The 24,364-nt window shown below is 44.2% G+C and carries 19 protein-coding genes; 11 read left to right on the forward strand and 8 right to left on the reverse strand.

Features of this window, described 5'->3' with window-relative positions:
• Nucleotides 1–124: 124 nt before the first annotated feature.
• Complete coding sequence (locus tag MKY63_RS09085; RefSeq protein WP_339812559.1) at nt 125–262, reverse strand: hypothetical protein; 138 nt, start codon at nt 260–262, stop codon at nt 125–127.
• A 564-nt stretch (nt 263–826) separates the two neighbouring features.
• Here MKY63_RS09085 and MKY63_RS09090 point away from each other — a divergent pair.
• Complete coding sequence (locus MKY63_RS09090) at nt 827–2,953, forward strand: DEAD/DEAH box helicase (protein ID WP_339812562.1); 2,127 nt, start codon at nt 827–829, stop codon at nt 2,951–2,953.
• 49 nt (nt 2,954–3,002) lie between these two features.
• Here MKY63_RS09090 and MKY63_RS09095 read toward each other — a convergent pair whose 3' ends face one another.
• Complete coding sequence (locus MKY63_RS09095; RefSeq protein WP_036687271.1) at nt 3,003–3,803, reverse strand: hypothetical protein; 801 nt, start codon at nt 3,801–3,803, stop codon at nt 3,003–3,005.
• A 527-nt stretch (nt 3,804–4,330) separates the two neighbouring features.
• Between MKY63_RS09095 and hflX the strand changes: the two genes are divergently transcribed.
• On the forward strand, nt 4,331–5,596 hold the full coding sequence (gene hflX / locus MKY63_RS09100) for a GTPase HflX (protein WP_036687269.1): 1,266 nt from the start codon (nt 4,331–4,333) through the stop codon (nt 5,594–5,596).
• Nucleotides 5,597–5,751: 155 nt separating this feature from the next.
• On the opposite strand, the gene MKY63_RS09105 is transcribed toward hflX, so the two are convergent.
• The 4 genes from MKY63_RS09105 to MKY63_RS09120 all read right to left on the reverse strand — a co-directional run bounded on the left by MKY63_RS09105 (nt 5,752) and on the right by MKY63_RS09120 (nt 11,222).
• Nucleotides 5,752–6,480, reverse strand: a complete 729-nt coding sequence (locus MKY63_RS09105; RefSeq protein ID WP_076107334.1) for a protein-glutamine gamma-glutamyltransferase — start codon at nt 6,478–6,480, stop codon at nt 5,752–5,754.
• A 75-nt stretch (nt 6,481–6,555) separates the two neighbouring features.
• Nucleotides 6,556–7,818, reverse strand: a complete 1,263-nt coding sequence (locus MKY63_RS09110) for a helix-turn-helix domain-containing protein (protein WP_339812566.1) — start codon at nt 7,816–7,818, stop codon at nt 6,556–6,558.
• A 762-nt stretch (nt 7,819–8,580) separates the two neighbouring features.
• Nucleotides 8,581–9,714: an alanine dehydrogenase gene (gene ald / locus MKY63_RS09115; protein WP_076107330.1), complete on the reverse strand. Its 1,134-nt coding sequence runs from the start codon at nt 9,712–9,714 to the stop codon at nt 8,581–8,583.
• Nucleotides 9,715–9,995: 281 nt separating this feature from the next.
• Nucleotides 9,996–11,222: a Zn-dependent hydrolase gene (locus MKY63_RS09120; RefSeq protein WP_326046948.1), complete on the reverse strand. Its 1,227-nt coding sequence runs from the start codon at nt 11,220–11,222 to the stop codon at nt 9,996–9,998.
• Nucleotides 11,223–11,442: 220 nt separating this feature from the next.
• Here MKY63_RS09120 and MKY63_RS09125 point away from each other — a divergent pair, with 220 nt between their 5' ends.
• From MKY63_RS09125 to MKY63_RS09140, 4 genes are read left to right on the forward strand one after another with little or no spacing between them, the layout of a single operon-like run.
• On the forward strand, nt 11,443–12,501 hold the full coding sequence (locus MKY63_RS09125) for a glycosyltransferase family 2 protein (RefSeq protein WP_326046949.1): 1,059 nt from the start codon (nt 11,443–11,445) through the stop codon (nt 12,499–12,501).
• Nucleotides 12,498–13,625, forward strand: coding sequence for a polysaccharide pyruvyl transferase family protein (locus tag MKY63_RS09130; RefSeq protein WP_076141422.1), 1,128 nt, complete (start codon nt 12,498–12,500; stop codon nt 13,623–13,625). Before MKY63_RS09125 ends, MKY63_RS09130 begins: the two co-directional genes overlap by 4 nt.
• Complete coding sequence (locus MKY63_RS09135; RefSeq protein ID WP_038568214.1) at nt 13,600–15,147, forward strand: sugar isomerase; 1,548 nt, start codon at nt 13,600–13,602, stop codon at nt 15,145–15,147. Before MKY63_RS09130 ends, MKY63_RS09135 begins: the two co-directional genes overlap by 26 nt.
• 19 nt (nt 15,148–15,166) lie before the next feature.
• Nucleotides 15,167–16,483: a glycosyltransferase family A protein gene (locus tag MKY63_RS09140; RefSeq protein WP_339812571.1), complete on the forward strand. Its 1,317-nt coding sequence runs from the start codon at nt 15,167–15,169 to the stop codon at nt 16,481–16,483.
• Here the strand turns inward: MKY63_RS09140 and MKY63_RS09145 are convergent.
• Complete coding sequence (locus MKY63_RS09145; RefSeq protein WP_339812574.1) at nt 16,469–17,569, reverse strand: beta-eliminating lyase-related protein; 1,101 nt, start codon at nt 17,567–17,569, stop codon at nt 16,469–16,471. The genes MKY63_RS09140 and MKY63_RS09145 overlap by 15 nt on opposite strands.
• Before the next feature lie 157 nt (nt 17,570–17,726).
• Here MKY63_RS09145 and udk point away from each other — a divergent pair, with 157 nt between their 5' ends.
• From udk to MKY63_RS09170, 5 genes are all read left to right on the forward strand, one after another.
• Nucleotides 17,727–18,353: a uridine kinase gene (udk, locus tag MKY63_RS09150; RefSeq protein ID WP_036687251.1), complete on the forward strand. Its 627-nt coding sequence runs from the start codon at nt 17,727–17,729 to the stop codon at nt 18,351–18,353.
• A gap of 146 nt (nt 18,354–18,499) precedes the next feature.
• Nucleotides 18,500–20,092, forward strand: coding sequence for a spore germination protein (locus MKY63_RS09155; RefSeq protein WP_076224507.1), 1,593 nt, complete (start codon nt 18,500–18,502; stop codon nt 20,090–20,092).
• Between the two features lie 36 nt (nt 20,093–20,128).
• Nucleotides 20,129–21,253, forward strand: a complete 1,125-nt coding sequence (locus MKY63_RS09160) for an endospore germination permease (protein WP_141240317.1) — start codon at nt 20,129–20,131, stop codon at nt 21,251–21,253.
• Nucleotides 21,254–21,303: 50 nt separating this feature from the next.
• Nucleotides 21,304–22,503, forward strand: coding sequence for a Ger(x)C family spore germination protein (locus MKY63_RS09165; protein ID WP_076274136.1), 1,200 nt, complete (start codon nt 21,304–21,306; stop codon nt 22,501–22,503).
• Nucleotides 22,504–22,683: 180 nt separating this feature from the next.
• Nucleotides 22,684–22,914, forward strand: a complete 231-nt coding sequence (locus MKY63_RS09170; protein ID WP_235219548.1) for a hypothetical protein — start codon at nt 22,684–22,686, stop codon at nt 22,912–22,914.
• A 394-nt stretch (nt 22,915–23,308) separates the two neighbouring features.
• Here MKY63_RS09170 and MKY63_RS09175 read toward each other — a convergent pair whose 3' ends face one another.
• Nucleotides 23,309–24,340, reverse strand: coding sequence for a LacI family DNA-binding transcriptional regulator (locus MKY63_RS09175; protein WP_076107316.1), 1,032 nt, complete (start codon nt 24,338–24,340; stop codon nt 23,309–23,311).
• Nucleotides 24,341–24,364: the final 24 nt, after the last annotated feature.

Here is a 24,364-nt window from a genome sequence, read left to right on the forward strand (position 1 = left end):
TGGAATGAATGAGCGCGAAGATCTCGTGCCGGGCTTGCAGCTTAAGCAGCGGCTTTTCGCCTGGCATGAGGCGTCTTTTTATGGTACGGAGTTAACCGTGCAGCCCGCTGGCGAAGGCGTGGAGCTAGTGATTCTCCCTGCTGAGCAGGTCATCCCCTTCTTTGCCGAGCAGAAGCTTTTGACGCATATCGAATGGAGCTGGGAGGGCGATGCCGCCCACCTCACAGAACTGGCGCCACTTCTGGCTATATGTCTGGAGCACAAACAGTATATTCCCGACATCTCCGCCTACCGCGCCGGGAGGCTGCAATGGACTTGGGACGAGGGGGCTCTTGCGCAGGTGGCAGTGGACAGTGACACTGCTAAGGGAGCCCTTGAGGCGCTAAATGGCGGCAGCGAATTTAGCCGTGGATTACGTGCGGCGTTCTCTGCCGCCGTATCGCAGCGCTATTACAGCACGGAGGCCGAGGCCGGCGACCTCCGCAGCGAATTCCCGCTTTTCTTCGATAGAAGCGGAGCACTTGCAGCGGGCATGGATACCGCTGCGTGGCTTATCGCCATTGGCTGGAAGGCGGACACCGCGCCTTTCCGGCCCGCTCTACAGCTGCTGGAGCCCGATGAGGATGAATCCTATTGGCGGCTGCAGCTGATCCTTCAGGACAAGCGCGATGAATCCGCGCTTGTTCCCATCAGGCTCGCCGATAACGGCGAGCCGTACGGCTTGTGGCCGGCCGCGTGGTCGGCTCACGTGCATGAACGGGCCGCGGGATGGCTGGAGCGCCTCCGCGGCAGTCTGCCGCCCGAGCGCTTCGCGGCGGGCGGCGATGTGCTGGCCGAACCTCTCAGCGATGCCATCGCTTGGCGGTTCTTGACGGCCGAGAGCCAGCGGCTGCTGGAAGCAGGCTGGCAAGTGCTGCTGCCGGCGTGGTGGGAAGCCGCCAGCCGGAAAAAGCCGCGCCTGCGCGCAAAGATCAGCTCCGGCGAAGACAAACGCAGCGGCGGTGAGTCGCTGTTCGGTCTCGATTCGATCATCGATTTCGATTGGCGCATCTCCATCGGCGACGCGGATCTCACTGAGGCCGAATTTGCCGAGCTGGTCGCAAGAGGGGAACGGCTCGTCCGCTTCAAGGGCAAATGGGTCTCACTCGATCCGGCTCTGCTGGCGCAGATCCAAAGAGCCATGGCGGGAATGGACAAGTCGCAAGGCTTGTCCTTCCAAGACGTGCTTCAGCTCCATTTGCTAGGAGCAGGTGAAGAGGCAGACGCTGAAGCTACGGAAGAGCAGCTGCAAGAGGATGCCGCGCGTCTGCGTCTGGAGGTAGAGCTGAACGAGCATTTGATCAGCCTTATCGGTCAGCTGGGCCAGCGCTCAGAATGGCCTAAGCCGCCCGTACCTGCAAGCCTTAAGGCGGAGCTGCGCACCTATCAGCATGAAGGATTCGCTTGGCTGACCTTTCTGCGCCGCTTTGGGCTGGGGGCCTGCCTAGCCGATGATATGGGACTAGGCAAAACAGTACAGCTCATCGCCTATCTGCTACACATCCAAGAGAACACGGATGCAAGCTCAGCCCGGCGGCAGACCGACCCACCAGGTTGGCCTTCATTGATCATCTGCCCGACCTCCGTGTTAGGCAATTGGCAGAAGGAGCTGCAACGCTTCGCGCCTTCGTTGAATGTTATGCTTCATTACGGAAGCCGCCGTCTGGACGCAGGATTCTTCTATGGCGCAGCTTCGCAAGCCGATGTGGTACTCACCTCTTATGCGACTGCCGCGCTTGACCAGGAGCTGCTGAAGGAATTCACTTGGGCGACGATCTGCCTGGATGAAGCTCAAAATATTAAAAATGCCCAAACCAAACAATCCGCTGCTGTACGTAGTTTTCCAGCACTACACCGGGTTGCCTTAACAGGGACGCCTATAGAGAACAGATTATCCGAGCTGTGGTCCATTTATGATTTTATAACCCCAGGTTATCTGGGCAGCGCCAAGTCTTTTAATGACCGATTCACGAATGCTATTGAGAAGGAACACGACGCGAAACGTACAGCGGACCTACAAAATCTAGTGAAACCTTTCATGCTGCGCCGCAAGAAAAAAGACCCTAATATACAGCTCGATCTACCTGATAAAAACGAAATGAAAACCTATGTTCATCTGACTGCCGAGCAAGCAGCGCTTTACGATCAGACCGTAAATGGACTCTTGGAACGGATGAAGAAGCTGGAAGGCATTGAGCGCAAAGGGGCAATTCTTGGAGCTCTGACCGGGCTTAAGCAGCTATGCGATCACCCGATGCTTGTAACAAAAGAGGCTATCCCTGAACTGGATACGGACAACAAGCTGGATACCAGCTTTCTTATTAACCGTTCCTCCAAACTCGAAAGACTGCTGGATATGGTCAAGGAGCTGCGCGCGGAAGACGAGCGCTGCCTGATTTTTACTCAATATGTGGGTATGGGAAAAATGCTTCAGGCGGTTCTCCAGCAGGAGCTGGGCGAACCTGTCCTTTATTTGAACGGAAGCACCTCCAAACAGGCGCGCGACCGTATGATCGAGCGGTTTCAGACACCAGCCCCTGCTGCGGAAGATGGGTCTACACGTCCAGACGCACCGCCGTCTGATCAGCCGAATGTATTCATCCTTTCACTCAAAGCTGGGGGAGTTGGCCTGAACTTAACTGCAGCCAATCACGTATTCCACTTCGACCGCTGGTGGAATCCAGCGGTGGAGAATCAGGCAACTGACCGCGCTTACCGCATGGGCCAGACTCGTGATGTCCAGGTGCATAAGTTCATCGCCCTGGGTACACTCGAAGAACGGATTGATGAAATGCTGGAGAATAAGCAGCAGCTCAGCGACAATGTGATCTCCAGCTCAGAAGGCTGGATTACCGAGCTGTCCACTGAGGCTCTGAAAGATCTCTTTACCTTGCGTAGAGACTTAAATGACTAGCAAAAGGAACATTCGCGTAGATGCGAATGTTCCTTTTTCACAAGAATAATTACCATTGCTCGGACATTTTAAAGGTGACTGCGAGATCATCCCCGCCCGAGAGGGAGTTTACCACCAATGTGACAGGTTCATCATGGAACTCGTATGAGAGTCGCTCATTAAGCAAATTGACCGCCAGATTCGCATACGCACCAGAAATCCCTGATCCTGTACCTTGCATAATAACTTTTCCACCCGTGACCGTAGTGCAGGTATAGTTCACTAGCAGTGCCGTGTCCGTGGCAGGAATATTCGTAGTCGGTGTAGGATAATTCTCGAAGGTCCCATCAAGTGTCCCGCCTGCAACGATCATATAGCGCACTGGTCTTTTGGACATAACATCTAAAGCTGCCGGTCGAATCTCAGCCGCAAGACCTTGTGGAATAGCAAAGCCGGGACGCCTCATAAAGCTGATTGCTGCGAAGTCAGTCGATGTAACAGACACGTTATCACGTATTTCCGAAGTTATCCGGCTCACTTGAAACACTTCAAGATCAACGGCGGTCCATACACCGTCCACATCAACAAGAAAAACCTGAATCTTCATCTGCTCCTGCGAATATACAAAATTAAATTGGAATAAATCCTCTACCATGACATAGGTCTTGCTTAAGGTCTCCTGATATTGCAGCTCAAATAACTCTTCAACAAAAATGGCCTGGGGACTGACACTATTGGATAAGCCCGTAATATAACAAAACGCGCCAGCCGATCCATTGTTAACAACTTTGATCACTACTTGATCTATTGGCCGAGTACCGTCGACAGGTAAATTAATAATGGTGTTTGTGGACAGAACAGGCAATGTCATCACACCTCCTATATATCAATTCATATATGATATGTAAACATTGTTTAGAATTATTGGATGTAATTAAAATACAAGAGATGTTCCAGAGCCTAAATAGAGATTTGCCACTAAATAACGAATGTGGTAAACTCGACTTAACTTTTTATGAACGGAGGGTTACGTGTGATAGACTTTATCCGAGTTAGAACTTTGCGCGGCTAATTGAATAGCGCTAAAGCTCTGCCCATGTGCAGAGGACTCAGGATTGGTCTACCCATTTTTAAAGGTAACCCGATAATTTAACAACAGCGTGTAGGGAGGATTCTCTTCACCTCCATTCCTTTAAGAATTGAACATCCATAGAAGCCGATTAGCCAACTGCTGCTCGCAAGGGATCAAAGTGCCTCTTCCCTGCGACTGGACTGTTGTTTAATTCATTCTACCTATGGAAGGCCCTAACTCTGACGTCCTCTAACGAACCGTAAGCACAGGCAGATTGCCTGTGTTTTTTTGCGTTTATTATTTACTATTGGAGGATGAATAAATATATGGAACAAATACGAGAAAAAGCAATTATAGTCGGTGTCCAGCTTCAGAACGAAACGAATTTCGCCTATTCGATGGAAGAGCTGAGCAATCTGGCAGCTGCCTGTGACCTTGAAGTCGTAGGAGAGCTTAGTCAAAAGGCAAGTCGAATTAACCCCTCCCATTATATCGGGACAGGTAAAATCGAGGAATTATCAGCACTTTTAGAAGCACACGATGCTCCTATTGTTATTTTTAACGACGAACTGTCACCTTCACAGATCCGCAATTTGGAGTCCGCACTGGACCGTCAGGTCATTGACCGGACCATTCTAATCTTGAATATTTTTGCGGAAAGAGCGAAGACCAAGGAAGCACAGCTGCAAGTTGAAGTAGCCAAGCTGCAATATATGCTGCCGCGCCTCACAGGTCTTCGTGAGTCGCTGGGCAGACAAGGTGGCGGAGCTGGACTTAAAAACAGAGGTGCGGGTGAAACCAAGCTAGAGCTGGACCGCAGAAGAATTGAAGAGCGGATCACTGCTTTACAGGTTGAACTGCAGCAACAAGTAGCAAGACGTCAAATCCAGCGGAAACAACGGCATAAAAATGAAGTTCCCGTCGTCTGCCTTGTAGGCTATACGAACACCGGAAAGTCCAGCTTAATGAATGTCATGGTAGAGACTTACCATCCAGGTTCCAATAAACAAGTATTCGCCAAGGATATGCTGTTCGCTACACTAGAGACATCGGTTCGCAGCATTGAGCTGCCTGATCACAAAACCTTTTTATTAACAGATACTGTCGGATTCGTCAGCCAGCTTCCCCATCATCTGGTCAAAGCGTTCCGCTCCACTCTTGAAGAGGTTACCGAAGCGGACTTATTGATTCACGTAGTCGATATTTCCGATCCGCAGCATCAACAGCATATGGCGGTTACGGATGAGACGCTTAAAGCACTCGGCGCTGACCAGATTCCAACGATCTATGCCTATAATAAGGCTGATCTGACTGATTTGCCTTACCCGCAAATTGAAGGTGACAATGTCTACCTTTCCGCCAAGCAAAATAGTGGAATGGCTGAACTTACCGCTCTGATCCGCAGCCATGTTTTTACGGACTATGTCCAGTGCGAGATTCTGGTTCCATTTGATCGGGGTAATGTAGTCTCTTATTTCAATGAACATGCCCATGTTCAATCTACTAGCTATGAAGAAACAGGCACACGCCTTGAGCTGGAATGCAGAAAATCTGATTTCGAGAAATTCCGCAACGATTTTATTGAGCTATAACAAATTAGAAACGACGTGGTAGTCCTTAATTAAAAAAGAGGGATAGAGTTTTCAGAGTTATCTGAAGCTCCATCCCTTTCTTTTGTGAATAAAAAATGAACAATACAAAAGTGCCCTCTCTTTGCATTGCTCAGTAAGTATAAAATAGGCAGACGCTATATCTTATAAATATAGTTTCTAGACCCTATTCTTGAACATACAGTGTATCGGAAGCTTCTATTGTTGGCTGCCGGTAAAACCGTTCCTGCAGATAACCGCTGTAAGTAATTAAAGTCTGGATGCACCGATTCATCCGTTAAATAGGCCGAGATATCACTCCCATATACTCTTTCCTGATTCAGAGAGTCTATGATGATCTCTCCAGTAGTAATCCCTATGCCATGGCCGTAGAACAGATCATTTTCAAGCTTAATTGCATTCTCGCCCTGCCATTCTGGCTTGCTCGGAGCATGATCGGGATTCTTGAAATATACAACGTCTCCCCGCTGCGTGTGGTCCTTGTTGTAGTTTGTGATTAAGCGTAAATTCTCGTCATAATTCCAGTCCCATAAGAACAAGTCCTTAAAATACTTATTAAAGACTCCTTCACCTATAGCTTCAATTGTCGCCCTATACAAAACAATAACCATGGCTGTCGCGCATTCGAAGGCATATAAATGTCCATTCCGAAAAATATCTTTAATCCCCACTGTGGGTTCCACGCCAGCGTTCAGCTGAAGTCCACCAATCTCTGTACGTGTCCAAAACAGCGGATTACAGCGGGAATCATCAAATGTTGCAAAATCCACTCCACTTTCATTTAAAGCTTCAGCCGATTCCACGATGCTTTCTCTCATTTTGCGTTCAAAGTCAAGGGCATCGGGTGAACGAACTTCCTTCACCATGCTTAGTCCCTCCAATGTTATAGGTTCTAAATATAGGTTATTGTACGTGTTCGTCACCGGGTTGGTGCTTAATTCTCATGATTCCCAGGCATCGGCAAACCATTGGTTAAGCTGCCGTGTCTCTTCCGTCAAAATATCGAGGAAAATAGAAGTCCGATAACCCGTATCCTTCAAGCTTTTGCCCGTAATCTCTGCGATTCGGTTTAATCTATAAAGCAATGTATTAGTGTGTATATGTAAAAAAGCCGCGGATTCCTTTAAATTGCCGCTTAATGATAAATAGACAGCGATGGTTTTGAGAAAATCACTTTTATGCTCGCGATCATGTTCTTTTAGCGGATATAGCAACGGGCTTTTACGAATTCGACTGCGCTTTTGCTCCATAATAGCCGGTATATATGCCCAAAATCCAATCTCCTCGTACAATAGCAACTCCCGCCCATGAAAAGGCAGCAGCTTTTTGATCTCCACAATGGATACCGCTTCCCAATAGGCAATAGCCGCGGACATATATTCGGTGTAATCGAGACTACAGCCAGCAGCCAGTGTGCAGCCTTCACTCTTATACATATCCTCCATTGTTTTATGCAGGAATGAAGATAATCCACCCGCCCCTTCGATCACAAAGCTGAAAGAAAACAAAATAATCAGCCGATTATGCTCAGCCGTCAGAAATAATAATTGCAGGCCGGAATAAGAAGCCATAACCTGCCGAAACCGGAGTATTAAATGATCATCGATTACCTTGTCACTCTCAAACACGCTAATATAATATTTTTCCGGCAAAAGAATGGACCAAAATTCCGCATCCTTTTTAATATTTGCTTCGTTGTCGTAGTGGGAGGTAATCAGCTTCCAGAAAAAATCCTCATGCGTTTTGTCCTGCTTCGTTTTCCAGCCTCGCTGCTTAAGTAAATAACGACCTACGATACCTGCCGCTTTCTCAACGATATTTTCGGCATGCCCTTCTACCAGGTTGCCTGTATCTACTACCCATATGTACCCGAGAATTTCCTTTTGATGTTTAATACAAATGGCCAGCCGGGGGCCAAGTCCCACCTCCAGCACCGCAGGAATTCGAATGGGATGTGCCGCGCTCTCCAGCTGCTGCATAATCCCTTTTTTGCGCAAGCCAATAATCACAGCGTTAGGTACACGCTTCCCGATAATCGTTGAAATCCGCGCGGAGTCACTCTCAAATTCATGCGAGCTGTAGCCAATCACATGATGATTGCTGTCCTCGATGGTAACTTGAGACTGTAGCGATTCACTTATCGTATCCGCCAATGATTCCATACTGTCGAAAAAACGATCAAATAATGGATCTTTATCTGTCACTAGCTTCACTCCCACCTGAAGAATAACCAAATCCTGTACTCTAGAGTGATTTCATTATAGTATGCATCCCCCTAACTGACTATAAGATAAATAGCTGGTTTAGGTGAGGGACGAGATCGGCTAGTTGAGGAAGGTGTTTGGGACGGGGATGTTTGGTGGGGGTTTTGTTGGGGGTGGTGTGGGATGTTTGGTGGGGAGTTTTGTCGGGGTGTTTGGGAAGGTTTAATAGTTGTTGGTGTTTACCGAATGTTATAAATGGTTTTTAGGGAATAACCCCCGGAAATTCTGTGTTTTAATCATCACACGATCATAAGTAGGGAAATCCTCCCTAATATTCTGCACTTTAAGCATCACACGATCATAATTGGGGAAATCCTCCCTGATTTTCTTCCGTTTTGCGTATAAACAGGCGTATTCCTCGCTTTTTAGGGAGGAATTCCCTAATAACAGCATTTATAAGCTATTTTCGCGTTTTTTTAGGGAGAATTTCCCTAAAGCATCTCTCCATCAAAGCTTTCACCATCGCAGAAGCAAAAACTAATCAAAACTAGCCTGTTCTAGCCAACTTCACTACGTAATCTTTCCACCATCACACCACACGAGCAAACACCTAATGTATCTAATCACACTGAAACGCAATCTATTTACTTTAACACCGTACTGACAAACTTCCACCCGATCTCCTCCGCAAGAAACGCCAAACAGCAAGCTCCCCGCAGAGAGCTTGCTGTTTGGCTCATTCCATTATGGAACGTGTCTATTTTAGATCAATGTGAATGTCTGCTCCATGGCTTGCTCAACCGAATAAGGTGTCTCACCCAACGCTTCGGCAACAGCTTGGCAGGTGATTCTGCCATTGGCTACATTCACGCCGCTTCTTAGGCCGTCATTATCCTGAATCGCCTTGATCACACCTTTATTGGCAATTTGCAGGGCATATGGAACTGTAACATTTGTTAAGGCAATAGTTGAGGTCTTAGGAACAGCGCCCGGCATATTAGCCACGGAATAATGCAGCACGCCGTGTTTCACAAACACGGGATTATCATGTGTCGTCACTCTGTCGATGGTTTCTACAATGCCACCTTGGTCAATGGCCACGTCGACAATCACCGATCCCGGCTTCATGGTCTTGACCATTTCTTCGGTAACCAGCTTCGGTGCTTTGGCACCCGGAATTAACACGGCACCTACCAGCAGATCGGCTTCAGCCACTGCTTTCGCAATATTATAACGGTTAGAGATCAACGTATTGATCTGTGCTCCAAAAATGTCATCTAATTGACGTAGTCTCTCCGCACTGAGGTCAACTATCGTAACATCTGCACCTAAGCCAATAGCCATTTTAGCTGCATTAGTACCTACTACACCGCCGCCAATAATACTCACTTTACCTCGGCTAACGCCAGGAACACCGGAAAGAAGAATACCTTGTCCGCCGTAGTTCTTTTGCAGGAACTGCGCTCCCAATTGGACGGACATCCGGCCAGCTACTTCGCTCATCGGTGTTAACAGCGGCAAGGTGCGTCCATGAACAACCGTCTCATATCCGATCGCAAAGACACCTTTGTCTTTAAGCGCAGCAGCCAAGGCAGGCTCTGGAGCAAGATGAAGATACGTAAATAGAATAAGGCCTGGACGGAAATAGGGGTACTCCGTTGCCAATGGTTCTTTTACCTTCATCACCATTTCAGCGGAGCTCCAGACTTTTGCTGCATCCTCAATCAGTTGTGCTCCGGCAGAGACATACTCTTCGTTAGGAAATCCACTGCCCACACCGGCTCCAGCTTCTACGAGCACTTGATGACCTTCAGTAATTAAACTAACTACACCCGCAGGGGTTATGGCAACACGATTTTCATTGTTTTTAATTTCTTTAGGTACTCCGATAATCATCATTCATCTCTCCCATCTAATGTAGATCCCTTATGTAAAGAATAATAACATATGATTAGCATTCCCATTTTGTTAAAAAATTAAAATATTATCTACCATGATTGTGTTTTTACACAAAGGATCTGACTTAACTGCCCATTAATCTTTAACCACTTTGGTACTCAACACAACCATCTTTATTATCTCATAAAAAAAGACACCCTATAGAGTGCCTTTTTGACGATTTTGTATGAAATTAAAGTGACTACCATATCGCATAATGTTATATTAAGTTACATGAACTATCTTGATAATAACAACATCACTGTTTCTAACACTACATTTACCCCTTTTTCGCAGTCTTCATAAGAGGTTAGTTCCTCTTCACAATGGCTTTTACCATTCACGCTAGGCACGAACACCATTGCGGATGGCAGAAAGCTGGCTACGAACTGTGCATCATGCCCTGCACCACTTGCGATCTTTCGACTGGAATAACCTAAGGTTTGAGCCGCTTGCTCCACCAAATCACACACATTCTGATCAAACCACACCGTATCTCGGCCCCAAAGCTTAGTTTTGCTTACTTCACAATCCAGCAGTTGCTCTGGCAAACCGTTAATAATGGCTTCCACTTCACGCACAATCTCCATATCTTTATGTCTGGCTTCAATGGTGAAAATCACTTTATTGGGAATGACGGTATGGATATTAGGAAGCACATTCATTCTGCCCATGGTATACACAAGCTCGGAATCGAGCGCCCCCAGCTTGCTCCGCAGCTCAATAATCAGGTCTGTGGCAGCAAACAAAGCATCTTTGCGCATCGCCATGGGGGTTGTGCCCGCATGATCAGATTCTCCCGTCACCTCAATCTCGTAACAGGCCATACCAACTACACAGTTAACCAGCCCAATCGCCTGCTCCTCTTTTTCAAGAACAGGCCCTTGCTCGATATGAAGCTCCAAATAAGCGGTGGCTTCGGTGATACGATTGCTCATCTCTCCCTTATATCCACTCTTCTCCAGCGCTTCACCAAAGCTAATGCCCGCTGGATCCTTTTTGTTCAACATAACACTTTTATCAAACTTTCCGGACAACACACCAGAGGCCATCATCGATGGCTCAAAACGTGCCCCCTCTTCATTCGTAAAATTCATAATCGTCACCGGAACCTTCGGCTTAATCCCGTGATCTACAAGCGTCCGCACAACCTCTAGACCCGCGATAACCCCTAGGACGCCATCAAATCTGCCCCCTTTTTTCACAGTATCCATATGCGAGCCAATCACAATCGGAGGCCCGGAAGTTTCGCCTGCCAATGTGGCATACATCGTCCCCATATCATCCATCTTCACAGACATTCCGAGCTCTTCACAACAGGCACGAAAATAATCCCGAACTTTAATATCCTCTTCCGTCAGCGATAATCGGGTCACGCCATTTTTATCTGTACGCCCATAATCGGCAAATGCCTCGATTGTACTCTTCAGTCTCTCACCGTTCACGAATATTTTTTGCAGCTGCATCCCAGATCCCTCCGCTTCGAACGTTTTGTTGGCTTTCTATCTATGTTAAACCAAACCATAATATTTTCATTTTACATATTGTAATAATTATTATTCACATGATGCTACAACGAGTAGAGCCAGCAATAAGTAAACTAAAGTAGTATATACAATCTTTTCATACGAGGGGTAAGCTTAAGATAGCTTATCGTCCCGTTTTACACAGGAAAGGAGCGAGCCCATGAATCTAAGCCTTGTGATCCCGGTATACAATATAGAGCAGTATATAACCCCTATGTTCAATTCACTCCTTGACCAAAGCGATCCGCATTTCGAGGTCATCATCGTAGATGATGGTTCTACGGATAACACTTACAACGTTATAGAAAAGATTCTTTCGCGTAATCCCGGCCTTTTCTGTAAAGTCATTCGAACGGAGAATCATGGAGTAAGCGCGGCTAGAAATAGGGGTTTAGCTGAAGCCACAGGTAATTATGTTCTTTTTGTAGATGGAGACGATTATGTCTCCGCAGACTTGGTCTCAACCCTTCAGTCTTATACCCAAGATGAACAACCCGAGATTATTTGCTGGGGTTATAATCATGTCTCCGAAGGCAGAGAAACTCTATTGAGCTGTACCTCTGATTTCAGCGACGTGACGGGAAGTGAAGCACTGGCGCGGATTTTCGTGAACAAGAGCTTGCGAATATGGACAGGGAGTATCGCTTATAAGCGAGAATTCCTACTTCTCCACGAGCTAGGTTATACAGAACGCTGTGTGAATGGAGAGGATCAAGAGTTCATCTACAAAGCCTTGTCCAGAGCGGCCAGAGTCATCTCAATCCCGGATATACTATCATTTTATTTACAGAGAAACTCCTCCATCTCCAACAGCTATAACGTGAATAAATTTGATGTAGTGGATGCTTTTAAAAGGGTGGATGAATATTTCAAAACCTATCCCTTTGCTGAACTAGATACGATTTCCCCATTGTTAATGAACCGGGAGCTGATTGAGAACTACTTTTTCAACCTCAAAACCTGTCTAAATGGTACGGAAGGGGTAAGCATTCAGGAATTACTTCGTGACATCAACCATACCTATCCCAAGCTCAATCAAGAAATGGATGAACTCATAAGACGTTATAGAGGAGATAATCGCAGATTAACCCTTTATATCAGAACATTTTTAATCTCCCCGCTTCTATATCACAGATTCATCTCTGTGGAGAGAGGCTTATCCAGGTTCAAGCGAAACCTACTTAAAGGGAACGGAACCCGAAAGGAATCTAGAATATGAAAAAAATGCTGATATACGCCTATACTGAATTTAATCTGGGCGATGATCTATTTATTAAGGTGCTGTGCGAAAGATATCCGGATACCAGATTCAGAATCTGCGCACCACGCCTCTATAAACTATGTTTCAAAGAGATCCCTAACCTCAAAGTGTATCCTTCCGATTCCCTTCTTCTAAGAGGCATTGGCTATATTTGCAGGAAGCTAAAGATACATAATGTGGCTCACAAATATCTGGCAGATCACTCAGATGGCGTCGTTCATATCGGCGGCTCGATTTTCATGGAGGCAGACCACTGGGCAGAGCATTTCAAGAATGCAGAAGTCATTCGTAATCAAAATAAGCCTTACTATCTGTTAGGATCTAATTTTGGTCCTTTTACAAATCAAGAATACTATGATGAGCACAAGCGGATTTTCAAGGATTATACAGATATATGTTTCAGAGAACAGTACTCTTATGATTTATTTAAGGATCTGGATAATGTCCGCTTAGCCCCAGATATTATTTTTCAGCTAGACCCGCCAGATATTCCAAACGAACCGGAGGATTACATCGTCTTATCCGTTATTAAGCCTTCTGCGAAAGGTCTGAACGGTTTTGACAACCTCTATTATGAAAAAATGAAAGAACTCGCAATTTATTTCATTGAAAAAGGTTACGCGGTTCATTTCATGTCATTTTGCGAACACGAGGGCGATCAACTGGCAATTGAAGAGATTCAGCGCCTTATCGGTCCCTCCTACAAGGATGCTATGCAAGTGCATTTATATAAAACGAACATGGAAGAAGTATTGTCCGTGTTAGCTAATGCCAGATCTATTGTGGCTTCAAGATTCCATGCAATGATTCTGGGCTGGGTATTTAATAAACCGGTATTCCCCGTAGCCTACAGCAAAAAAATGATCAATGTAATGAAAGATGTTGGGTTCACAGGTCTGTATGCCGATTTCAATACGCTGGAACAGGTCCAGCCTGCACAGATTTTTGAAAGTATGATCACCTGCTCTATGGATGTCACATTGCAAGCAAAACAAGCCGAAAGGCATTTCGAGCATCTAGATACGTATTTATCGCTTTACGAAAGGGGGATTCGTTATGAAAGCCAAGCGGAGCATTCTTAACTTATCCTTTGGACTGGGAAGTCAACTCATCACGATCATCCTCGGTTTTTTTATACCCAGACTGATAATGGTCAACTATGGCTCTGAGGCCAATGGGTTGATCGCTTCGATTGTGCAGATTATTAGTTATTTGGCGCTGCTGGAAGCAGGTGTTGGAGCGGCCTCGATCCAAGCGCTTTATAAGCCGGTAGCTTCGAATAATAAAAACAATATTAACTCTATTCTGGCTGCCACCTCCAGCTATTATAAAAAAACAGGCATTTACTATTTCTTCGCCGTACTGCTACTCGCCATCGTGTACCCGCTGGTGATCTCTTCTGAGATCGATAAATTATCGATTATGGTCATTATTTTGCTTACAGGGATGGGCGGAGCGATCAATTATTATTTTCAGGGAAAATTCAAGGTCCTGCTCGCTGCGGAGGGAAAAAGCTATGTAGAGACTTCTATTGTCACTGTAGCTAATATTATGAACAGCCTGATCCGGATTCTGTTATTACTGCAAGGTGTGGACATTATTGCCGTTCAAGCTTCCTATTTTATCTTAACCTTACTTCAAATTATCGCTTTCTATATTTATATGAATAAGAATTACAAGTGGATCAACCTGAATCTCAAACCAGACTATGAAGCTATTGGCCAAAAGAATTCCGTATTAGTCCATGAAATCTCCTACTTGGTGTTTAGAAATACGGACGTACTTATATTAACCATCTTTACGAATCTAAAAATCGTCAGTATCTATGTTATGTACAATATGATTTTTACGATCGTGGATAATATCGTCCAGACCATAAACGGAAGTGTGAAGGCTGCCCTCGGGCAAAGCTACCATGAGAGCAAAGAAGCATTTATTAAATTTTATGATGCTTACGAAGTGTATTTCATGGGGCTTATCTTCTCGATTCTAACGGTGGCTTACATTTTGATTTTACCCTTTATGAAATTGTATACGGCTGGGGTAAACGACGTGAATTACATTGATATGTGGCTGCCGATCCTGTTCGTAGTCATCAAATTATTAACCAATGCCAGAACGTCTTCCAATAATGTGATTACCATCGCTGGACATTTCAAAAAAACACAAAACCGTTCCATTCTGGAATCCGCCATTAATCTGGTGGCTTCTATTGTCTTCGTAATCTTCATGGGAATTTACGGTGTACTAATGGGAACGATAGCTGCCCTCTTATACCGCTCCATAGATATTGTAATCTATGCCAGCAAACATTTACTGGACCGCAGTCCTTGGGTCACTTTTAGAAGATGGCTCACGAATGCTGTAGTTTTTGTAGGCATTATTCTAATCACCACCGCCATCGACATCCCGATCCATTCCTATCTGGGGCTTATGATCTGGGGTGTACTTCTAGGTTTTGTCATCTTGCCTGTATATTTCGTAATCGGCTCTTTAATGGAACGAGAAGTCTTCCTTTATACATGGGAACATCTCAAAAAGTATCGATACAAACTCAAAAATAAAATTAACGCTCAGCCTGAGGTAAGTGGTTTATCCAAATAACACAACAGGAGGACTGGAAATGGATCATAGCGAGGTTTTGCAGCAAGCCTGTTACGTCTTTTTAAATGACCTAAATGATGAAATAAACCATTCACCCACCATCCAAATAGATGATACAGAACTATTGCAAAGATGCCGCCAGATCATAGATCAAGAACAAAATGTACAAATCAAACCTTATCTGGAAACCTTATCTGAGGTTATTCATGCTTATCTCACGGGGAGGGCTTCAGAGGATACCTTGAAATTCTATTTATCTGAACAATTCAGCATTGTTGCCAGCGATATCGCAGGTTTAATTCAGGGGTTGGTTAAAATGGAAAGCCGCATTTCGGATACGGAAATTTCCTATCCAACGGCCCAGTCCTTAGCCGATTCCCCCAAGATCAGTGTCATTATCACTACCTATAATAGAAAAGCATTCCTATACCAAGCGATCCAAAGTATCTTAATGCAGGACTATCCCAATAAAGAGATTACAGTGATTGATGATTGTTCTACAGATGGCACGGAAGAGTTAATGCAGCAACACTTTGGGGCGGAACCACGGGTCATTTACATGCGCAATGCTACCAATAGCGGACCTGGAAATAATCGCCGAAAAGCTTTCGCTGCACATGGTGATGGGGAATATGTTCTTTTTCTCGATGATGATGATTATCTGATCGACATGAATTATTTCAGTAAAGCGGTTCGCTTCCATCTCCTTCATCCCGAAATATCATTTGTAGCTGCGAATGTGTTCCTGGAGTATTCCAAAGCCAAACAACTAAAAATCTCCAATCTGCAGCTTAGCAGCATTATTAAGAAACGCGATTATTTCATGAATTTCGAGAAAAAAGGATATCCAAAACCCGCCTCTACTTTAACTACTGTCTTTAAACGAGAGGCCTTAATGGCTATGGATATCCTAGATATGAATATGGTCAACGATGCTTCCATCTATTTGCGTTCCCTGCTGGTAGGTGATGCGGGCTTCATTGATGTGATTGCCGGCGTGTACAGAATACACGGGAATAATATCACCTTTAATCTGAGCCAAGGATTCTTAATTGAGAATCTGGAAGAAAAGAAACTCATTAAGAATATGGCCGTGCAGAAATATGGATATAACGCACAGGAAATGACGGAATGGTTCAACCATAATGCTTACGATACGATCTCATACTATTTATTAAATTCTGCAAAAGATGCTACAGACTTTAAATTCATGTACCATTGGGCGCTTAACCATTGCCCGCTGATCTACAATCAATTAAAAAATGAGTTTCGCATGAAGCTTATTAAAAAACAATTATTACAAATCTCCTTACTCCGTACGTTACTCGGCAGATGATTCGCTCATTAGCTTATCGAGCAGCAGAAAAAACTCCCTAAGCTTTTCTTTTGGGATGTCGGCATACTTGTCTCCAATGCTGATCTCACAATAAGAAGTATGTTCCCCGGTAGCTCTTATTCCCGCGCTTAAACCGATTCCTGTCGCCTCATACACCGCTGACAGAATCGGTTCAATTTGTTCCTTAGACATTTGAAAATGCATGTGAAACATATTGGAGACAGGTTGAGCGGGCAGAGTGGTTACTTCGTGACATTGATTAACCCAAGCAGCAAGCTCCTTCGCGCCTTCATAATACTGCTGCATCCTGCCCTCTCTTTGCCGGAAATAATAATCAGAAGAAATGATGTACGGATATAAGCTGATTAAGTCTCCACCATGCCGCCGTTTCCATATCTTTGATTGCTTCGTAAAGTCTTCGCTGCCTGCAAGAATTGCCCCAGCGATTCCTCCAATTCCTTTATAAAAGGATATATACACACTATCAAAGAGTGCAGAGATTTCAGCTGCTGACTTCCCGTAATACGGAAGAATCTCAAATAATCTCGCCCCATCCAAATGCAATTTAATGCCGCGTGCACGGCAATGAGCAGAAATAGCTTCAAGCTCCGTGTACTCTGGCAGCTGGCCACCAATCTCGCGCTGGGGTAATTCCAGCAACAGACAAGCGATATCCTCCTTTAGATTCGCCACATCCTCCAAAGTGATTAATCGGTCCTTATCCGCAAGCAAGATAGGCTCAATATGATGTAATTCCTTCATGCCATCCTGCTCATGAATCTCCAAGTGGCATAAGGGATGATAGGCTACTTTTTTCACCTCTTTTTCATCGCACCAGATTCTTAAAGCGATTTGCTGCGCCATCGTTCCGCTCGGAAAGAAAACTGCGGTTTCTTTGCCCAGGATATTCGCCATTTTCGTCTGGAAATCTTCAATCACTTCGCCCGTTCCATAGATATCAGATGCCGTACTGTTCTCTACGGCTGCCAAGGCTTCTTTCAACACTTGCACATCTCTATTCCCGTTCCCTGCGATTCGATAGGCCGTTTCATTAAAAGCCTCTTGTACTGATTTTTTTCCGTTCATTCGTTGAATAACCCCTTCCGGATTTGCCTTGTCCCTAATATAGACGAATTTCCAAAAATCCCATCTTAATTTTACCCGATCTAAGGTGAAAAAACATGAGCGCTGTGCTACAATATTGGAATTGCAACGGCAATCTTAGGGAGGGTTATTGAATCACATGCTCATTATTGGTATCGCCGGCGGCACCGGCTCGGGAAAAACAACCGTAGCCCGCTCCGTCATTGACCGTCTTGGAACGGGAAAGGTAACTTTCATATCTCAAGATAACTACTATAAGGATCACTCACATCTCAGCTTTGCTGAACGTGAATCCATTAATTACGATCATCCTTTCGCTTTCGATAACGAGCTGCTCATTGAGCATCTTAAATCTCTGCGTGAAGAACAGACCGCATTCGCTCCCGTGTATGACTTTACAGTCCATGCCCGCTCCACTACAGAGACGGTAGAACTGAAGCCAAACAATATTGTAATCATTGAGGGACTCCACGTCCTTTCTGACGAGAATCTCCGTGAAATGCTCGACATCAAGGTATTCGTGGATGCCGATCCTGATGTGCGTATTCTCCGCCGGGTCCTTAGAGATATTGAAGAACGTGGACGGAGCATCCAGTCGATCCATCATCAATATTTGAGTACAGTTAAACCTATGCATGAAGCGTTTATCGAACCATCCAAAAAATACGCTGACCTGATCATCCCTGAAGGTGGCCATAATGAGGTTGGTATTCAGTTGTTGTCCATCCTAACGGAGAAGCATTTATATAACGATTGGACGTCTTAAAGTCTTAATTAAGCGCTTCTAGCTAGCTGCAGAGAATCTCTCTGCGGCTTTTTTGGTGTGTATGAACCCATCTATGGTTCAGAATAATCCCACCTCATTATGGTAATAGCTATATTTACAGCACCAGCGGAAGAGGGATAACAACTATGGGATTTCTGAACAGAACAATAACAAAAGTTTTTAAGAACCCTTCATTAGGGCACCCCAACCCCACTAAAGAATTACCTAAGGAACCTATTAAAGAAAAACTTCAAGATAATATTCAATATATAAAAACAACACTCGGCAATAGTACAGATCTTGTGATTAGAGAATTCTTTATTGGTTCCAAACACCAGATTAAAGCAGCTATTTTCTATACAGATGGATTGGCGGATAGTAAAGCTATTCAGGATTTCATTCTGGAATCACTAATCTTAGAACTTCCAGATCCAAGTCTTGATACACAAACAGCCAACTATCAATTATTAAAAGATCACATGCTCACTGTAGGGGATATTAAAGATGCGACGGAGTTCAATTCTTTATTCACCTCTCTATTATCCGGAGATGTGATCCTCTTACTCAATGGATATACCAAAGGGTTCACCATAGGCATGCGTGACTGGAAAGACCGTGGCGTAACGGAAAGTGCCACTGAAACGGTGATTCGTGGACCAAAGGAAGCCTTCACAGAAAGCTTACGCACGAATACCGCATTAATCCGGCGGAAAATAAAAGACCCCAATCTTTGGTTAGAAACACAGCAAATTGGACGTGTAACACAGACAGACGTAGCCCTCATGTACATCAATGGCATTGTTAGTGATGAGATTCTGCAAGAAGTACACTCACGTTTAGATCGGATCGACATTGACGGTATCCTGGAAAGTGGCTATATCGAAGAATTAATCGAGGATGAAACCTATACCCCATTTCCAACCATCCATCATACGGAACGTCCTGACGTTATAGCTGCTGCTCTTATGGAAGGAAAAGTAGCCATATTAGTAGATGGGACTCCTATAGTAATGACGGTGCCTACCTTATTCGTTTCCTTCATGCAGACAGCGGAAGATTATTATCAACGTGCCGATGTCAGCACCTTAGTACGGATGCTTAGATACTTCAGTATTTTCATTTCACTACTAGCCCCATCTTTGTATGTAGCTATTACTACCTTTCATCAGGAGATGCTGCCCACAACCCTGCTGATCAGTCTAGCTGCACAACGGGAGGGCGTACCGCTTCCAGCATTTATTGAAGCACTCTTAATGGAGCTTGCCTTCGAGATTATAAGGGAAGCGAGTGTACGAATGCCTCAAACCATAGCCCAATCTGTATCCATTGTAGGCACCCTGGTGATTGGGACTGCGGCAGTTGATGCCGGCATTGTTTCTGCTGCCATGCTTATTGTCGTCGCTATTACTGCTATCTCCAGCTTTGTGCTGCCATCCTTCGATCTTGCCCTGACCATCAGAATGCTCCGTTTCCCGATGATGTTCCTTGCTGCATCTTTTGGTTTGTTCGGAATCATCATCGGGGTTATTGCGATAGTTCTTCACATGTGCAGCTTACGTTCCTTTGGCGTTCCTTATTTGAGCCCATTTGCTCCCTATAATCTCGCCGATCAAAAGGACACCTTTTTCCGAATGCCGCATTGGGCTATGTTTACCCGCCCTAAGCTAATCAATAAAAAAAATATCGTTCGGGAAAAGAGCACACCACCGGAAAAACCGGGAGATCTCACAGAGGAATAGCCCCTGAAACCTTGACCTATGAAGTGATAAATTGGAGTGAACAAAGCCATGCTCGAAAAAGGTAAAATAAGTACTCGCCAGCTTACCATACTGGTTATGTTCCTTACGATCGGGGACTCCATTCTCGTAATCCCCCCTTCCACTACACACTACGCCAGACAAAATGCCTGGATTTCCGCATTAATTGGCATGATCGTAGGTTTACTAGCCATCTATATGTACAGCAAGTTCGCAAAGTTGTACCCCAAACTAACGCTTATTGAAGTGATTCAAAAGGCTTTTGGAAAATGGATTGGGACTATTCTATCGCTTTTGACCTTAATGTATTTTCTTATCGTCACCGTTGGAAGCATGCGAGAACTCAGTGAGTTCGTTACATCCGAAATATTACCGAGAACCCCTATTCCGGCTGTTTTAATCTTATTCATGGTGATCGTGATTATGGCTACACGACTAGGTATTGAAGTCATAGGAAGAGCTGGAGAGATCTTTACACCTATGATTATTATCCTATTTCTGATTCTGACGGTCGCAATTATTCCTCAGATGGAGATTGTCAGATTACTGCCCATATTGGAGGATGGCATAAAACCAGTGGTGAGAGGGTCTATTTCCATTACGGCTTACACCTTTTTAGAACCGGTTGTTTTTCTAATGTTTCTCCCTTATGTACACCAACAACAAAAGATAACCAAAGGCTTATTACAGGGCTGTTTCTTAGGCGGTATTATTATCTTCCTGACAATCACTATTTCCATATTAGTGCTGGGTCCGGATCTGACAACCAGGGATATCTATCCCAGTTATAACATTGCAAGGCGCATATCCGTTGGTGGTTTCTTCGAGCGGGTGGAAGCCATGATAGCACTACTTTGGATGTTAACCTTGTTTATAGAAGTTACCTTATACTTCTATGCTTTCGTTCTGGGGTTGTCTCAATTATTCAAACTAAAAGAGTACCGAGTGCTAACTCTACCCACAGGATTAATTTTGGTTACACTAGCACCTCTTATTGCGCCAAATTACACCTATTACAACAAAGTATTCGATAATTATTGGGTGTACTATGTTATAACCTTCGGGTTATTTCTACCCTTGGTGTTGTTAGGTGTGGGGATGTTTCGAAGGGCACTGAGCAAAGGCTTAAAATCTAGAAGCTAAAGATGGGCTGGGAGTCATGAATACCGAAAGATCTAACGGAGGATTAAACCATGAAACGAAGATCGCTTCTGATTTGTGTTCTTATTCTCATGCAAATATTTGTAACAGGTTGCTGGAGCCGCCGAGAATTAAATGATCTTGCGATTGCTGTAGGAATAGGTATCGATAAAATTGGAGATCAATATCAAGTTTCTGCACAAGTGGTCTTACCCAGTCAAATCGCTGGCTCAAAGGGAGGCTCTCCTCAGGCACCAGTCAACCTTTACAAAGCGACGGGGCATACCGTATATGAAGCCCTTAGGAAAATCACAACCGTTAGTCCACGTAAAATTTATATCTCTCATTTACGAATCCTAGTCCTTGGCGAGGATTTGGCTAAAGAGGGAATTAGTGATGTTCTTGATTTCATGTCAAGAGATACCGATACGCGAAATGATTATTTTATAGTGGTAGCAAAGGATGCAAAGGCAGAAGATGCGTTGAAAATATTAACCAGTCTTGAAAAGATTCCTGCCGTGCGATTGTTTTTCAGTCTGGAAAGCTCGGAGAAAAATTGGGCACCTACATCTACTGTGACATTAGGAACACTAATTACAGAACTTGTGAGTAGGGGTAAGAATCCAGTCTTAACAGGTGTTGTCATCGAGGGGAGTCTAGATGTAGGAGAAACTCCGGATAATGTTGAAACGGTAGACTCTCCAACAGAATTGAAATACTCCGGATTGGCCGTATTCAAGGAGGACAAATTGATTGGTTGGCTAAATCCTGAGGAATCAAAAGTGTATAACTATTTAACCAATAAAGTTGAGAGCACTGTTTTCTATATCCAATGTCCCGAAGGTAAAAAGGTTTCGCTTGATGTATTTGAAGCCCGTTCCAAAATGAAAGGCAGCATCCATAGTGACAAACCAGAAGTCAGTATTGAGCAACATATAGAATCAGATATAGGAGAGGTTCAGTGTAGAAATCTAGAACTGACAGACACAAAAACTATCACCGAATTAGAACAAATCGCCAATAAAAAAGTCCAAAATTTATTTAAAACTACTATTAAAAAGGTACAGAATGAATACAAAAGCGATATTTTTGGATTCGGCGAAATCATCCATCGTTCTAACCCGCAGGCGTGGAAGAAACTGCGAAACAATTGGGATGAGACCTTTGTTAACCTTCCAATAAGCGTAAAGATGGATATTAAGATTCGCCTGTTAGGGAAAGTGACTAACTCTTTCCTAGAAGAGACGAAGTGATGAATTGGAGTGAACAAAACCATGTATAACATCGCAAGGCGCATATCTGTAGGTGGAATCTTTGAGTATCGAGTGTTAACCTATTACTACACTTGGTTTTGTTAAGCGCAGTAATGTTCAGAAGAGCACTGAGCAAAGACTTAATATCACGAAACTAGATGGTTTGGGAGGTTGTGAATATTGGGTATAGTAGTGATTCTCATAGTTGTAGCCATTATAGCAGCCATTGAAGTTCCCCTGATGTGGAGGAAAAAATTAATCAAGGAGATGTGGATTTTCTCATTTCTTCTGTTGCTGGGAACTTTCTTCAGTCTTATTAATGCGTTACATATTTCGTTCTCTAACCCACTGGGATGGATGATATTTATCTATAAACCCGTCTCGGATATGGTAAATGCCTGGTTATCCTAAAATGGGACTGAACCATTCCCTTGAGATGGCTTAGTCCCCATGATTAAACGACGTTGCCAAATCAGCAAGCGCCCTAAAGTTTGTTGCTAGCCGTTCACGCGCCAGCCAGTAATAGACTTCCTGGCCTCTCTTTTTATGGTCAACAATGCGGGCATCCCGTAGGATTTTGAGATGATGTGAAATCGCTGGCCTGCTTATTTCGAATTCACCTGCAATTTCCCCAACATTCAGCCGACCTTTATTCCCTAATAACGTAACAATCCGAATCCGAGTAGGATCACCAAATGCGGTGAGAAACCGTGTGATGCTGTTGATATCGTTAGGTTTAATCTCTTGCGGTTCTATCTCCCCACCCCGATTCGTAAATAAACTTAAACATACTCACTTGTTGAAACTACAATAAAGACCTCGTAGATTCTCTAACTATTAATTCTGCCGGGAAAATCTGATGCGCATGATTAACCTTCTTATTGATGAGATCAAAAAGAATCTTAATCGTCGCTTCCGCAATCTCTACTACCGGCTGTTTGATGGTAGTAATAGAAGGATTATAATAGAAGGAAATATCCAATCCGTCATAACCAGCAACCGAGTAATCTTCCGGGACTCGCTTGCCCGCTTCAAATATCGCCTTACAGGCGCCGATAGCCATACTATCTGATAAGGTGAAAATAGCGCTGAACTCTTCTCCTAACTCTAGCAATTCTTTTGTAACCGCATACCCATTTTCCATACTGTAACTGTCGATATCTTCTTTCATCCGCCGCACTAGCCGTTCATTATAAGCGATTCCATGATCAGCTAAAGCCTTTTTATACCCTTCATATCTCAACTTACCGATACTTACATCTTCTTCTGGTGCAGTAATGACCGCGATTTTCTCATGCCCTAGATTACATAGATAGTCGACAATTTTATAACTCTCATTAAAGTCATCTACAGATACAGAGGAATAGTCGCTCAAATCAAACTCTTCCGTCATCCCAATCGTACTAAGGACAAATGGAACCGTTAATTGCTGTAATTTCTCTTGAGAGTGTGAGAATAACCCCCCTAAGAAGACAATTCCCTTCAACCGTTTTTCTTTCTCCAGCTCAATCGCCACTTCGATCTCATCTTGATTCTCATCAACTCGTTGTAGGATGAAGGAGTATTTCTTGCGTTGAATCTCTTTTTCGAACACTTTGATCATCGGGCTAAAAAATGGATTGGATATCCCTTTAATCAATACTGCAATCGTTTTCGAATCAGAACGTTTTAAATTTCTTGCACTGTTGTTCGGAACATAATGATTTTCTTTGATAACCCTCATAACCATCGCTTTTGTTTCTTCATTAATATCCGGATGATTGTTAATAGCCCTTGATACAGTAGTCACGCCAACACCGCATAATTTGGCGATGTCTATAATAGTCAGTCTCTCCATTTCTATCTATCCTTTACTTGTTAG

It is taken from the genome of Paenibacillus sp. FSL R7-0189, assembly GCF_037969925.1.
In the GTDB taxonomy this organism is placed as follows: domain Bacteria; phylum Bacillota; class Bacilli; order Paenibacillales; family Paenibacillaceae; genus Paenibacillus_AQ; species Paenibacillus_AQ odorifer.